The following is a 15,350-nucleotide window of genomic DNA, read 5'->3' on the forward strand; positions in this document are numbered from 1 at the left end:
GGAAAAACAACACTAACAGCAGCAATCACAAATGTGTTAGCAAACTATGGTGGAGCAGAAGTAAGAGCATTTGATACAATTGATAATGCCCCAGAAGAAAAAGAAAGAGGAATCACAATTGCGACATCTCACGTAGAGTATGAAACAGAGTCAAGACACTATGCTCACGTAGACTGTCCTGGACACGCTGACTATGTAAAGAATATGATTACAGGTGCAGCGCAGATGGATGGAGCAATCCTGGTAGTATCTGCAGCAGATGGACCAATGCCGCAGACAAGAGAACACATTCTTTTAGCAAGACAGGTTGGTGTACCATCAATCGTAGTCTTTTTAAACAAAGCAGATATGGTAGACGACGAAGAGTTAATCGAACTTGTAGAAATGGAAGTAAGAGAACTCTTAGACGAATACGAATTCCCAGGGGACGATATTCCGGTAATAGTAGGATCAGCCCTTAAAGCTGCCGAAAACGGAGATCCAGAAGGAGAATGGGGTAAAAAGATTATTGAGCTTATGGATGCAGTAGATAGCTATATTCCAGAGCCAGAAAGAGATACAGAAAAGCCATTCTTAATGCCTGTAGAGGATGTATTCTCAATAACAGGACGAGGAACAGTAGCAACAGGAAGAATCGAGAGAGGAACTCTACATCCATCAGATGAGGTAGAGGTTGTAGGAATCAAAGATACAACAACAACAGTAGTAACAGGAGTAGAAATGTTCCGTAAGATGTTAGACGAAGCAGTAGCAGGAGATAACATTGGAGCATTATTAAGAGGTGTAAAGAGAGAAGACATCGAAAGAGGTCAGGTACTGGCAAAGCCAGGAAGCATTACACCACACACAAAGTTCTACGCTGAGGTATATGTACTAAGTAAAGATGAGGGTGGAAGACACACACCATTCTTTGATGGATATAGACCACAATTTTACTTCCGTACAACAGACGTAACAGGAGACATCAGTTTACCAGAAGGAGTAGATATGGTAATGCCTGGAGATAACATTGAGATGACAGGAGAGTTAATTACTCCAATAGCTATGGAAGAAGGACTACGTTTTGCAATCCGTGAAGGTGGTCACACAGTAGGAGCTGGAGTTGTAACTGAAATTATTGAGTAATTAGCTGCTTAACATTCTAAGTTATTAAAACTTAAATTTAATTCCATAGGCATGTGCAGAATGAACTGCACATGCTTTTTTTCTAAAAAACATTGACATTGCACTTTAAATATGGTAAATTAATTAAGGTTAAGAATCAGAAAAAAATAAAGTAAATTAGAGAGGTAATTTAAGTTATGATCTCTTTAAATATAATTTTTCAAGCAGGAACTGTTTGATTGAGGAGGTGGATTTACGGTGAGAGATATTATTACACTTGAATGTACAGAATGCAAAAACCGCAATTATTCTACCAAAAAAAATAAAAAGAATACTCGTGATAGGCTGGAATTGAAAAAATATTGTAAGTTTTGCAAGGAGCACACCCTCCATCGTGAAACAAAGTAGAATCATTAATACTTTAGCTGAGGAAGTGATTTAAAGATGGCAAAAGAACTAGGGTTTTTTGGTAAAATATCTAAATTTTTAAAATCAGTAAAGTCTGAATTAAAGAAAGTAAACTGGCCAAACAAAGAAGAAATTACATCAAATACACTAGTTGTAATTGTAACTGTAATTGCTTTAATATCATTTATTGGTATCATAGATTTTGCGCTGGCTAATATAATTACTCCATTAATTTCGTAATTGAGGAGGTGAGGATTCTCTAGAGAATCCTTAAATATGAGTGAAGAAAGCAAGTTAAACGAAGAGTTAGAAAAAGGAAAAGAAGATATACCCTGGTATGTAGTTCATACATATTCGGGACATGAAAGAAAAGTTAAGGCAAATCTTGAAAAAAGAATAGCCAGTACAGGTATGGAAGACAGTATTTTTAGAATTCTAGTTCCAACTGAAGAAAAAATAGAAAAGAAAAAAGGGAAAGATGAAGTAGTTAAAAAGCGGATTTTCCCCGGTTATATCTTATTACAGATGGATATGAATGATAAATCATGGTATGTTGTTAAAAATACGCCTGGTGTAATAGGTTTCGTCAGTGGTGGGACTAAGCCCCTCCCTGTTGAAAAAGCTGAAGTCGATGCTATTTTGAGCAGCATGGGAGAAAAAGCTAAAAAAGTTTCTGTTGATTTTGAGGTTGGAGATCAGGTGACTGTAAAAGATGGTCCATTTGAAGATTTTGATGGAGTAATCAAAGAGATTCATCCGGAACAGGGTAAGGCAAAAATTCTTGTTTCGATGTTTGGGAGAGAAACTCCAGTTGAATTGTCATTTGATCAATTTGATAAACACTAGTGAAGATTTTTAAATAGATAATCATTTTGAAGAAAGGGGTGTTTTAAATGGCTAAACAGGTTATGACAGTTATTAAATTACAGATTCCTGGAGGACAGGCTAACCCTGCCCCACCAGTAGGTCCTGCACTGGGACAGCATGGTGTTAATATTATGGAGTTCTGTAAATCTTTTAATGCTAAAACTCAGGATAATCAGGGAACATTAATCCCGGTAGAAATTACAGTATATCAGGATCGTTCTTTTGATTTTATTACTAAAACTCCACCAGCTGCTGTATTATTAAAGCAGGCTGCAGGAATTGATACTGCTTCTGGAGAACCTAATATAGATAAGGTTGCTACAGTTAGCAAAGATGCTGTACAGAAGATTGCAGAAACTAAAATGCAGGATTTAAATGCTGGTAGTATGGAAGCTGCAATGAGTATGATCGAAGGTACTGCAAGAAGTATGGGAATTCTGGTAGAGTAAATTAAATAGACATAATTCTATTTGATTAGAAGCTTAAAAATAAGTGTTATTGATAGACGTAATTCAGTGGGAGGAAAGATTCCGCTAATACCACAAAGGAGGAATAATAATGGCAAAAAGCAGACGTTATGCAGAAACTGTAGAAAAATATGATCGGGAAAAATTATTTGATCCCAAAGAAGCTTTTGGATTAGTTAAAGAACTTGCAACTGCAAACTTTGATGAAACAATCGAGCTTTCAGCAAGACTGGGAGTAGATCCCAAACATGCTGATCAAAATATTAGAGGGACTGTTGTTTTACCGGAAGGTACAGGTCAGGAAGTTACTTTAATTGTATTTGCTAAAGGTGAAAAAGCCAAAGAAGCTGAGGAAGCCGGAGCAGATTTTGTCGGTGGTGAAGAACTGGCAGAAAAAATTGAGGGTGGCTGGTTAGATTTTGATTTAGCTATTGCTACACCTGATATGATGAGTGTTGTTGGCCGCCTGGGTAGAGTTTTAGGACCAAAGGGTTTAATGCCTAATCCTAAAGCGGGTACTGTAACTTTTGAATTAGAAAAGGCAGTAGCTGAGTTTAAAGCAGGTAAGCTGGAATATCGTGTTGATAAGACTGGTATTGTTCATTTACCAATTGGTAAAGCTTCTTTTACTAAAGAAGAGCTTTTGAACAATTATCATAAAATCATGGATACTCTTGCAAAAGAACGTCCAGCAGCATCTAAGGGTAAATTCTTTAGATCTTTAGCTATCTCACCAACAATGGGTCCTGGAGTTAAAGTTGATCCAGCAGCTACAATGGAATTTATTGGTCGCTAAAAAAAGTTTGACCTGTTAAGTTTTTTGTGTTATATTTATTTAGACAAGAAAATAACCTTACCGAAGACAGCAGGGGCGCAATGCTTAAATTTTCCTGCCGAGGGCAACTTTCTGCAAATGTAATTTTGCATTTATACCTCCTGACTGTCTACAGGAGGTTTTTTCAATTTAGAAAAGATTTATTGTGGAGCTCATATTTTGAGGGGGGTGAAAATGTGGCAAGACCAGAAAAAGAAGCGGTTGTTAAAGAACTTACTGGTAAATTTAGTAGTGCAAAATCACTTGTAATTACTGATTATCTGGGATTAAATGTTGCCGAAATGACAGAATTAAGAAGCAAGTTAAGAGATGCGGGAGTAGAATTTAAAGTTGTAAAAAATACTCTGGCTACTATTGCTGCTAATGATGTTGAAATGGAAGAAATGACAGAATATTTTTCAGGACCTACAGCTATTGCATTTGGTGAAGATGACGCTGTTTCTCCTGCAAAAATTTTAGTTGAATTTGCTAAAGATCATGAAGTTTTAGAAATTAAAGCTGGTCTTTTAAATGGTGAAATTATTAGTAAAGAGAAAGTGGAATCTCTGGCAGAAATTCCATCCAGAGAAGAATTACTTGCGAAAGCTTTTGCAAGTATGAAAGCACCCCTATCTGGATTGGTCAATGTACTGCAGGGTAATATTCGCGGCTTAGTACAGGTATTAAATCAAATCAAAGAAGAGAAAGCTTAAAAAAATAAGGAGGATTATTATAATGAATAAAGAGGAAATTATTAGTGCAATTGAGGAAATGAGTGTTTTAGAATTATCTGAACTGGTTGAAGAATTAGAAGAAAAGTTTGGTGTAAGTGCAGCTGCACCTGTTGCTGTAGCTGGTGGAGCAGCTGGTGGCGCTGAAGAAGAAGAAAAATCCGAATTTGATGTTTTCTTAGCTGAGGTTGGCGGCAAGAAAATTAAAGTTATCAAAGCCGTTCGTGAATTAACAGGTTTAGGTTTAAAAGAAGCTAAGGCTGTTGTTGATGACGCTCCTGGTAATGTTAAAGAAGCTCTAAGCAAAGAAGATGCAGAAGAAATGAAAGAAAAGTTAGAAGAAGCTGGAGCAACTGTAGAACTTAAGTAATCCAGTCTTAATATAGCAATTATGATAATAGTCCTGCTGTATAAATTTATATACAGTGGGACTATTTTTTCATCATAAAGTATGGAATTCTCTCTTTTATATACATTTATTGATTATTTTCATTATTTATATAAAAAAATACTTTTATGGTATAGTTTAGTTTTTAATATTATAAATTCTTGTATTAATCATGAAGGTAATGAGTAATGTAAAAAGATTGTAAATGAGAGAATTTCATTTAAAATCCTCTTGACAAGAGAATTTTCCTGTGCTATCATTATTAGATGTCTATAAGGTAAATAAGAATATGATTATTATGGGACAGTTTCAGCTAATTATTAGAATTTCCTGGGGGTGCAATGATGTCAACGGCAAGGGAAAGACGAAGTTTTAGTAAAATTGATGACGCGATGGACTTGCCAGATTTGATTTATACACAATTAAACTCTTATCAATGGTTTTTAGAAGAGGGATTGCATGAGGTTTTTAACGAAATTTCTCCAATCGAAGATTTTTCTGAAAATCTGGTACTAGAATTTGTAGATTATTATTTAGAAGATCCTGAATATACTGTGCAGGAATGCAGAGATAGAGATGACACTTATTCGGCTTCTTTGCAGGTTAAGGTACGTTTAATTAACAAAGAAACTGGTGAGGTCAAAGAGCAGGAAGTATTTATGGGTGATTTTCCACTAATGACTGATAAGGCGACATTTATTATTAATGGTGCCGAAAGAGTTGTTGTTAATCAGCTGGTTAGATCATCTGGTGTTTATTTTAGTGATGAAAGAACAAAAGATGGGCGCCGTTTAATTACAGGTAGTATTATACCTAATCGTGGTGCCTGGATAGAATTTGAATATGACAAAAAGAGAATAATATCTGTGAGAGTTGATAGAACAAGAAAGCTTCCATCAACTGTTTTGCTGCGCGCACTTGGTTTTGGTACAGATGCAGAAATCACTGATGAGTTTGGTGACTCAGAAGTACTGCATGATACTCTGGAAAGAGATAGTACAGAATCAAAAGAGGAAGCATTAATAGAATTATATAAGCGCCTTCGTCCGGGGGAACCACCGACAGTAGAAAGTGCTACTAATCTTTTAGATTCATTATTTTTTGATCATAAAAGATATGATATGGCAGCAGTTGGACGCTATAAATTAAATAAAAAGTTAGAGTTAGATGTTGATAAAGATCGTAAATATCTGCATATTGATGATATTGCAGCAACAGTAAAATATATGATTAAACTGGTTTATAATGATCCAGAAGCCTACATTGATGATATTGATCATCTGGGTAACCGCCGCTTGAAAACTGTAGGTGAATTATTACAGAATCAGTTTAGAATTGGACTTTCCAGAATGGAAAGAGTTGTTAGAGAGAGAATGACTATCCAGGATGTAGATGTAGTTACTCCACAGGCTTTAATTAATACGAGACCTGTTGTAGCTTCCATCCAGGAATTCTTTGGTAGTTCTCAGCTTTCTCAGTTTATGGATCAGACAAATCCAATGTCAGAGTTAACTCATAAAAGAAGATTATCTGCATTAGGACCTGGTGGTTTAAGTAGAGAAAGAGCTGGTTTTGATGTGCGTGATGTTCATCACTCTCATTATGGCCGTATCTGTCCTATTGAAACTCCAGAAGGACCAAATATTGGTCTGATTGGTACAATGGGAACTTATGCTAAAACAAATGAGTTTGGGTTTTTGATGACTCCTTATCGAAGGGTGGTTGACTCACAGGTTACAGACGATATTGATTATTTAACTGCTGATGAGGAAGATAAACATATAATTGCTCAGGCAAATGCTGAGATTGATGAAGAAGGTAACTTTACTAGTGAATTTGTAATTGCCCGTAAGAGAGGCGATATTCTGGAGGTTCATCCAGAAGATTTAGATTATATGGATGTATCAACCAAGCAGATGGTTGGTGTATCTGCAGCGATGATTCCTTTCTTAGAAAATGATGATGCTAACCGGGCTTTAATGGGAGCCAACATGCAGCGTCAGGCTGTTCCGCTGATGATAACTGATGCGCCAATGGTAGCTACCGGTATGGAATATAAGGCAGCTAAAGATTCCGGTGCAGTTATTGTTGCCGAAAAAGATGGTAAAGTTGTCAGTGTTACTTCTCAAAAGATAATGGTTAAAAATGATGACGGTTTAATTGACAGTTATAAACTAATGAAATATAAAAGATCCAATCAGGGTAGCTGTATGAATCAGAAGCCGATTGTTGCTAAAGGTGATGAGATTGAAGCAGGAGATATTATTGCTGATGGTCCTTCAACCGAGAAAGGCGAAATGGCTCTGGGTCGTAACTCTTTAATTGCTTTTATGCCCTGGGAAGGATATAACTATGAGGATGCTATTTTGATCAGTGAGAATCTGGTTAAAGAAGATGCATTCACAACAATTCATATAGAAGAACATGAAGCAGAGGCCAGAGATACAAAACTTGGTCCTGAAGAAATTACTCGTGATATTCCAAATGTAGGAGAAAGCTCACTCAAAAATCTGGATGAACGCGGAATTATTCGTGTTGGGGCAGAGGTTGAAGAAGGAGATATCTTAGTTGGTAAAGTGACTCCAAAGGGAGAAACTGAATTGTCAGCTGAAGAAAGACTCTTAAGAGCTATTTTTGGTGAAAAAGCACGAGAAGTAAGAGATACATCTCTTAAAGTTCCTCATGGAGAAGTAGGTATTGTAGTAGATGTTAAAGTCTTTTCTCGAGAACAGGGAGATGACCTGAAGCCCGGCGTTAACCGTCTGGTTAGAGTTTATGTTGCTACTAAAAGAAAGATTTCCGTTGGAGATAAGCTTGCCGGTCGTCATGGTAATAAAGGTGTTATTTCCAGAATTTTACCGGAAGAAGATATGCCTTTCTTACCTAATGGTGAACCTGTAGAGGTTGTACTTAATCCACTGGGTGTACCATCACGGATGAACATCGGACAGGTATTGGAGACTCACCTTGGTATGGCTGCCAGAGCACTGGGGATTTATACAGAAACACCAGTCTTTAATGGTGCTTTAGAGGAAGAAGTTGAAGATGTACTGGAAGAAGCAGGACTTAACAGAGATGGTAAAACAGTTCTTTATGATGGTAGAACTGGAGAGAGATTTGAAGAAAGAGTTACGGTTGGAGTTATGTATATTTTAAAACTTCACCATTTGGTTGATGATAAATTGCATGCTCGTTCAACAGGGCCTTATTCTCTTGTTACACAGCAGCCGCTGGGAGGTAAAGCTCAGTTTGGTGGCCAGCGATTTGGTGAGATGGAAGTTTGGGCACTCGAGGCTTATGGTGCTGCTTACACCTTACAGGAAATGCTGACAGTTAAATCTGATGATGTTGTAGGAAGAGTTAAAGCCTATGAAGCTATAGTTAAAGGTGAAAATGTTCCTGATCCTGGTATTCCAGAATCATTTAAAGTATTGATTAAAGAGATGCAGAGTCTTGGACTTGATGCAAGAATCTTTACTTCTGATGAAGAGGAATTACAGGTTGCTGAAAATGAGGATGAAATGATGGAAACAGCACAAAAACTTGGTTTAGATACAGACTTAAAATTAAGTCGTGATAATGATAATGATGACGAATAATTCCAATATAGAAAGGGGAGAGACCCTTGTTAAATGTGAATAATTTCGATTCAATGAGGATCGGAGTTGCTTCTGCAGAGCAGATACGTGATTGGTCCCGTGGAGAGGTTAAAAAACCGGAAACAATTAATTACAGAACTTTAAAACCTGAAAAAGATGGTTTATTCTGTGAGAAAATTTTCGGGCCGACTAAGGACTATGAATGTCACTGTGGAAAGTATAAGCGAGTCCGTTATAAAGGTGTTGTGTGTGACCGCTGTGGAGTAGAGGTAACCAGATCCAAAGTGAGAAGAGAAAGAATGGGGCACATTGAACTGGCTGCACCATGCACACACATTTGGTATTTCAAAGGTATCCCCAGTCGTCTGGGTTTAATAATGGATATGTCACCAAGAGCACTGGAAAAAGTAATCTACTTTGTTCATTATATTGTAACTGATCCTGGTGATACACCATTAAGTGAAAAGCAGCTGCTGCCGGAAAGTGAATACCGGGAAGCTAAAAATAAATACGGTAATACTTTTAAAGCTGCCATGGGAGCAGAGGCTATTCAGGAACTGCTGGGAAGAATCGATGTTGAAGCTGAAGTTGAAGAACTTAAAAAGGAAGTTAAAGAAGCAACTGGACAGCGGCGCAAAAGAGCTGTGCGTAGGCTGGAAGTTATGGATGGACTTTTAGATTCAGGTTTAAATCCTGCTAATCTTGTTCTGAGTGCAATTCCAGTTATTCCACCTGACTTAAGACCAATGGTTCAACTTGATGGAGGTCGTTTTGCTACTTCCGATTTAAATGATTTGTATAGAAGAGTAATTAACCGTAATAATAGATTGAAGAGGCTGCTTGATCTTGGAGCACCCGAAATCATTATTCGAAATGAGAAGAGAATGCTGCAGGAATCAGTAGATGCTTTAATTGATAATGGTCGTCGTGGAAGACCGGTTACCGGGGCTGGAAATAGACCACTTAAATCTTTAAGTGATATGCTTAAAGGTAAACAGGGGCGATTCCGCCAGAACTTACTGGGTAAGCGTGTTGATTATTCCGGTCGTTCGGTTATTGTTGTTGGTCCAGATCTTAAAATGCATCAGTGTGGTCTGCCCAAAAAAATGGCTTTAGAGCTATTTAAACCTTTTGTAATGAGAGGTCTGGTTGAAGAAGGGCATGCACATAATATTAAAAATGCTAAGAGAATGGTTGAAGACGTTGACGAAGCAGTCTGGGGTATTTTAGAAGAAGCGATTAAAGATCATCCGGTACTTCTAAACCGTGCTCCTACACTGCACAGACTTGGTATTCAGGCTTTTGAGCCAGTATTAGTTGAAGGAAAGGCTATTAAATTACACCCATTAGTTTGTCCAGCTTACAATGCTGACTTTGATGGTGACCAGATGGCCGTACACTTACCTTTATCTGTAGAAGCTCAGGCCGAATCCAGACTGTTAATGTTAGCAACTACCAATATTTTGAATCCGTCTGATGGTGCTCCAATAACTATACCAACTCAGGATATGGTATTAGGAGTCTTCTACTTAACAACTATTAAAGATGATCGAAAAGGAGCTGGCAAAATATTTGCCAATGCAGATGAAGCAATTAAAGCTTATGATACTGATCGGGTTCACCTGCAGGCACCTGTTAAAGTTAGATTAGATGGAGAAATTATAGAAACATCAATTGGTAGAGTTATTTTCAACGAATCTCTACCAGAAGAGGTCGAATTTGTCAATCAGAGAATAGGAAAAAGTGACTTAGGTGATTTAATTACTGATCTTTACGAAGAAGTTGGTAATGATAAGACTGCCGAAACACTGGACAAAATTAAAGAGATGGGTTATGATTATGCAACTCGTTCTGGTATTTCTATTGCAGTTAGTGATGCGGAAATACCTCCATCTAAGCCTGAGATTGTTTCTAAGGCAGAAGATGAAGTTCACCAGATTGAAAATCACTATCGTCGTGGTGCTATTACAGAGGACGAGAGATATCATAAAGTTGTTGATATCTGGAATCAGGCAAAAGATGATGTTACAGATGCACTTTTAGCCAACCTTGATGAAAGCAATAATATTTACATCATGGCTATTTCTGGTGCTCGTGGTAATACATCTCAGATTTCTCAGCTTGCAGGTATGCGTGGTTTGATGGCAGATCCATCAGGTAGAATTATTGATGTTCCAATTCGTTCCAGTTTCCGGGAAGGGCTGGATGTTCTGGAATATTTCTTATCTACTCACGGTGCCCGTAAAGGTCTTGCTGATACTGCTCTGAGAACCGCTGACTCTGGTTATCTAACCAGACGTCTGGTCGATGTATCACAGGATGTTATTGTTAGAGAAGATGACTGTGGTACTGACCACGGAATTGAAGTTGAGGCAATCGGGCCTAAAGGCAAAAATGCTGTGGAACCTTTATCAGAACGCTGTCTTGGTCGTTATACCGCTGAAGAAATCGTAGATCCAGAAAGTGGAGATGTGATTGTTGAAGCCAATACTCTAATTAACAAAAAGAAAATGAGTGAGATTGAAGCAGCTGGTATTGATCAGGTCAAGATTAGATCAGTTCTAACCTGTGAAGCTCAGCATGGTGTCTGCCGTAAATGTTATGGACGCAACCTTGCTACTGGTAAACCAGTTGATATTGGTGAGTCAATCGGTATTGTTGCTGCTCAGTCTATCGGTGAACCTGGTACCCAGCTTACAATGCGTACCTTCCACACTGGTGGTGTTGCTGGTGATGATATTACCCAGGGTCTACCGAGAGTTGAAGAGCTTTTTGAAGGTAGAACTCCAAAAGGTCAGGCAATCATGACCGAAAGAGAAGGTTATGTAACGATTGTGGAAAAGAAAAATTCCAAACGAGTAGTAGTCGAAAATGAAGACGGTAAAAAGAAAACCTATAAGATCCCTTATGGATCTAAAATGATTGTAAAAGATGATGATTATGTAACAGCTGGAGACAAGTTGACAGAAGGTCCTCTTGATCCAAATGTACTGCTGAAAGTAAAAGGAGAAAAAGCTGTTCAAAATTATCTTTTGGAAGAGGTTCAGAATGTTTATCGTTCCCAGGGTGTTGAAATTAATGATAAGCACATCGAAGTAATAGTTCGCCAGATGATGAAAAAATTAAAAATTGTAAAACCTGGTGATACTGAATTGCTCCCTGGAAGTTTAGTAAATAGATATGATTACCGTAAAGCTAATGAGGAAGCTGCTGCTAATAATGAAGAACCTGCAGTTGCTAATCCAGAATTACTCGGGATTACAAAAGCTTCACTTGCTACAGATTCATTCTTATCTGCTGCTTCATTCCAGGAAACAACAAGAGTGCTGACAGAGGCTTCTCTGGATGGAAAAGTTGATCCATTATTAGGTCTTAAAGAAAATGTGATAATTGGACAGCTAATTCCAGCGGGTACAGGAATGAAATATTATAGAGATATTGATGTAGTAAAAGAAGATGGAACTAAGTTTGGTGACTTAACTGAAGATTTAACTGAAGTTGAATAAAGTTATCAAAATATAGAAGCTAAATATCTTAATAAACTAAAAGAGTTTCTCCTTTATTGGCAGGTGAATTTGGATTGGGAATCTATTTATTAGTCCTTAATTTACATTATCAATAAAAGGAGAAACTCTTTTTAATTTTTGCTTGACATGGACAGTTAAAGCTGTTAAAATATTTAAGTGTGCTCAACAAAGTTTGATTTGGAGGTTTGGTTAAAATGCTAAGCAATAAATGCAGTGCTGACTTACTTGTAGGCAGCAAGCAGACTCTAAAAGCTATAGCAAATAATCAGGTGGAAAAGATATTTTTAGCTAAAGATATTGACCAGCCTTTAAAAAAAGAAATACTTAAGGCTGTTAATGATAATAATATTCCTTTTGAGATTGTAGAAAGCAAAAATGAATTGGGCAGAATTTGTGGGATCGATGTTTCTGCAGCTTCTGCAGCACTATTGAAATAATTGGAAGGAGGTGGGATTGCATGCCGACAATTAGTCAGTTGATCCGTAAAGGACGAGAAAAGACTAAAAAGAAGACTTCCGCTCCTGCTTTGGAGGGTTCTCCACAGAAAAGGGGTGTCTGTACTAGAGTATATACTGCTACTCCTAAAAAGCCTAACTCGGCTTTAAGAAAAGTAGCTCGTGTTCGTTTAACTAATGGAAAAGAGGTAACAGCCTATATTCCAGGAATTGGACATAACTTACAGGAACACTCTGTTGTATTAGTAAGAGGTGGAAGAGTTAAGGATTTACCAGGTGTTAGATATCATATTGTTAGAGGAGCACTCGATACAGCTGGTGTAGAAGATAGAAAACAGGGACGTTCCAAGTATGGTGTAAAAAAACCTAAGTAAAAGGAGGGATTTTAGTGCGCAAAAATAGAGCAGAAAAAAGAGATGTTCTGCCTGATCCGGTATATGATAATGTTGTTGTCAGCAGAATTATTAATAAATTAATGTTAGATGGCAAAAAGGGACTGGCGGAAAAAGCATTTTACAGTGCTCTCGATATCATCTCCGAAAATACTGGTGAAGATGGTTTGACAGTAGTTAATGAAGCACTGGAAAACATCAAACCCGCTCTTGAAGTTAAATCAAGACGTGTTGGTGGTTCAAACTATCAGGTGCCGGTAGAAGTTGATGAAGGTAGAAAAAGAACTTTAGCATTACGCTGGTTAGTAACCGCAGCTAGAGCTCGTAACGAAAGAACTATGAGAGAAAGAATTGCTGGAGAAATCACGGACGCATATAACAATACAGGCGGCGCAGTTAGAAAGAAAGAAGAAGTCCATCGCATGGCTGAAGCCAACAGAGCTTTTGCACATTACAGATGGTAATTTAGTTGCGTGATGTATATAATTTTTATATAAGGGGGGAGAATAGTGGCCCGACAATTTCCACTAGAGAAAACACGTAACATTGGTATTATGGCACATATTGACGCAGGTAAGACAACTACAACAGAAAGAATTTTATACTATACAGGTCGAGTTCATAAAATGGGTGAAACTCATGATGGTGCATCTGTTATGGACTGGATGGAGCAGGAACAGGAAAGAGGAATCACAATCACCTCTGCTGCTACTACCTGTCAGTGGCGTGAGAATAGGATTAATATTATAGATACGCCCGGACACGTGGACTTTACAGTTGAGGTAGAAAGATCCTTGAGAGTTTTAGATGGAGCAATTGCTTTATTCTGTTCTGTAGGTGGGGTTGAACCACAATCTGAAACTGTATGGAGACAGGCTGATAAATATGGAGTTCCCAGAATTGCATTTGTTAACAAAATGGATAGAACGGGAGCAGATTTTTTCAGAGCTGTAGATATGATGAAGGATAGACTTGGTGCTAATGCAGTGCCTATTCAACTTCCAATTGGAAGTGAAGATAGATTTGATGGTGTTGTTGATTTAGTAGAAATGGACGCTATTGTTTATGAAGATGAACTTGGTGTCAATTTTGATAGAGTTGAAATACCAGAAGATATGCAGGAAAAGGCAGCAGAGTACAGAGAGATTTTAATGGAAGTTCTGGCTGAAGAAGATGACGAATTCATGATGAAATACCTAGAAGGTGAAGTAAGTACTGATGATATTAAAAAACTACTACGTCAGGCAGTACTTAATGTTAATGTAATCCCGGTATTATGTGGATCTGCTTTTAAAAACAAAGGTGTACAGATGCTGTTGGATGCAGTGCTTGACTACTTACCTTCTCCAACTGATGTACCACCTATAGAAGGTTTTAACCCTGAGACAGAAGAAACTGAAACTAGAGAAGCATCAGATGATGCTCCATTCTCCGGTCTGGCATTTAAAATTATGTCTGACCCTTATGTTGGGAAATTAGCTTTCTTTAGATCTTATTCTGGAAGCTTAGAAGCTGGTTCTTATGTTTATAATGCAACAGCAGATATTCGCGAAAGAGTTGGACGTATCCTACAGATGCATGCTAACCGACGTGAAGAAAGAGATGAAATCTTTGCTGGTGACCTTGGAGCTTTAGTTGGTCTTAAAAACACAAGTACAGGTGACACAATTTGTGACCAGGACAATCCAATTGTTTTAGAAGCAATGGAATTCCCTGAACCAGTTATTGGTGTTGCTATTGAACCTAAGAGTAAGGCAGACCAGGACAAACTTGGTGAAGCTTTACAGAGATTAGCAGAAGAGGATCCGACATTTAGAGTTCACACTGATGAGGAAACTGGCCAGACAATTATTGAAGGTATGGGAGAATTACACCTTGAAGTTATTGTTGACCGCCTCTTAAGAGAATTTAAAGTTGATGCTAACATTGGTAAACCTAAGGTAGCTTACCGTGAAACAATTACTAAGAAAGTTACTGATATACAGGGTAAATTCATCCGCCAGTCTGGTGGTCGTGGACAGTATGGTCATGTTGTGATTGACCTTGAACCACAACCTGCAGGCGAAGGGTTTGAATTTGATGATAAAATCACAGGTGGTTCAATTCCACGTGAATACATTCCTTCTGTAGAAGATGGAATTAGAGAAGCTATGGAAAATGGTATTATTGCCGGTTATCCAGTTGTAGATGTTAAGGTAACTCTGAATGATGGTAGTTATCACGATGTTGACTCATCTGAAATGGCATTTAAAATCGCTGGTTCCATGGGCTTTAGAGAAGGTGCTAAAAAAGCAGGACCTGCAATTTTAGAACCTATAATGAGTGTTGAAGTTGTTACTCCTGAAGAATATATGGGAGACGTTATGGGTGACCTTAATGGACGTCGTGGAAAAGTTGAAGGCATGGAGCCTAGAGGTAATGCTCAGGTAGTTAGTGCTCATGTACCGCTTTCTGAGATGTTTGGTTATTCAACTGACCTTCGTTCCAAAACTCAGGGTAGAGCAACTTATACAATGCAGTTCTCTCATTATGAAAAGGCACCAAAAAGTATCACTGAAGAAATTATTGGAGAATAGATAAATTTATAAGGAGGAATAG

14 protein-coding genes and 1 other annotated feature are annotated in these 15,350 nt (G+C 37.8%); all 14 genes read left to right on the plus strand.

Annotated features, from left to right (window positions below):
- A partial coding sequence (gene tuf / locus C7958_RS09280; RefSeq protein WP_111572402.1) for an elongation factor Tu occupies window positions 1–1,125 on the plus strand: 1,125 nt, incomplete at its 5' end.
- 237 nt (window positions 1,126–1,362) lie between these two features.
- Window positions 1,363–1,512 (plus strand): 50S ribosomal protein L33, encoded by a 150-nt coding sequence (gene rpmG / locus C7958_RS09285; RefSeq protein ID WP_111572403.1) that lies wholly within the window; start codon window positions 1,363–1,365, stop codon window positions 1,510–1,512.
- Between the two features lie 36 nt (window positions 1,513–1,548).
- Complete coding sequence (gene secE / locus C7958_RS09290; protein WP_111572404.1) at window positions 1,549–1,752, plus strand: preprotein translocase subunit SecE; 204 nt, start codon at window positions 1,549–1,551, stop codon at window positions 1,750–1,752.
- 36 nt (window positions 1,753–1,788) lie between these two features.
- A complete protein-coding gene (nusG, locus tag C7958_RS09295; protein WP_111572405.1) occupies window positions 1,789–2,358 on the plus strand; it encodes a transcription termination/antitermination protein NusG in 570 nt (189 codons plus the stop codon).
- A gap of 47 nt (window positions 2,359–2,405) precedes the next feature.
- Window positions 2,406–2,828: a 50S ribosomal protein L11 gene (gene rplK / locus C7958_RS09300; RefSeq protein ID WP_111572406.1), complete on the plus strand. Its 423-nt coding sequence runs from the start codon at window positions 2,406–2,408 to the stop codon at window positions 2,826–2,828.
- Between the two features lie 109 nt (window positions 2,829–2,937).
- Complete coding sequence (gene rplA, locus C7958_RS09305; protein WP_111572407.1) at window positions 2,938–3,642, plus strand: 50S ribosomal protein L1; 705 nt, start codon at window positions 2,938–2,940, stop codon at window positions 3,640–3,642.
- 42 nt (window positions 3,643–3,684) lie between these two features.
- Window positions 3,685–3,816, plus strand: a sequence feature (ribosomal protein L10 leader region).
- 41 nt (window positions 3,817–3,857) lie between these two features.
- Window positions 3,858–4,373 (plus strand): 50S ribosomal protein L10, encoded by a 516-nt coding sequence (rplJ, locus tag C7958_RS09310; protein ID WP_111572408.1) that lies wholly within the window; start codon window positions 3,858–3,860, stop codon window positions 4,371–4,373.
- Between the two features lie 22 nt (window positions 4,374–4,395).
- A complete protein-coding gene (rplL, locus tag C7958_RS09315; RefSeq protein ID WP_111572409.1) occupies window positions 4,396–4,761 on the plus strand; it encodes a 50S ribosomal protein L7/L12 in 366 nt (121 codons plus the stop codon).
- A gap of 362 nt (window positions 4,762–5,123) precedes the next feature.
- A complete protein-coding gene (gene rpoB, locus C7958_RS09320; RefSeq protein WP_111572410.1) occupies window positions 5,124–8,378 on the plus strand; it encodes a DNA-directed RNA polymerase subunit beta in 3,255 nt (1,084 codons plus the stop codon).
- Between the two features lie 26 nt (window positions 8,379–8,404).
- Window positions 8,405–11,884, plus strand: a complete 3,480-nt coding sequence (gene rpoC / locus C7958_RS09325; RefSeq protein ID WP_111572411.1) for a DNA-directed RNA polymerase subunit beta' — start codon at window positions 8,405–8,407, stop codon at window positions 11,882–11,884.
- A gap of 215 nt (window positions 11,885–12,099) precedes the next feature.
- Window positions 12,100–12,342, plus strand: a complete 243-nt coding sequence (locus tag C7958_RS09330) for a ribosomal L7Ae/L30e/S12e/Gadd45 family protein (RefSeq protein ID WP_111572412.1) — start codon at window positions 12,100–12,102, stop codon at window positions 12,340–12,342.
- Window positions 12,343–12,362: 20 nt separating this feature from the next.
- Complete coding sequence (rpsL, locus tag C7958_RS09335; protein WP_005488205.1) at window positions 12,363–12,734, plus strand: 30S ribosomal protein S12; 372 nt, start codon at window positions 12,363–12,365, stop codon at window positions 12,732–12,734.
- A gap of 14 nt (window positions 12,735–12,748) precedes the next feature.
- Window positions 12,749–13,216: a 30S ribosomal protein S7 gene (rpsG, locus tag C7958_RS09340; RefSeq protein WP_111572413.1), complete on the plus strand. Its 468-nt coding sequence runs from the start codon at window positions 12,749–12,751 to the stop codon at window positions 13,214–13,216.
- A gap of 45 nt (window positions 13,217–13,261) precedes the next feature.
- Window positions 13,262–15,328: an elongation factor G gene (fusA, locus tag C7958_RS09345; protein WP_111572414.1), complete on the plus strand. Its 2,067-nt coding sequence runs from the start codon at window positions 13,262–13,264 to the stop codon at window positions 15,326–15,328.
- Window positions 15,329–15,350 lie beyond the last annotated feature (22 nt).

Origin of the sequence: Halanaerobium saccharolyticum, assembly GCF_003259895.1 — a bacterium.
Lineage (GTDB): Bacteria > Bacillota > Halanaerobiia > Halanaerobiales > Halanaerobiaceae > Halanaerobium > Halanaerobium saccharolyticum_A.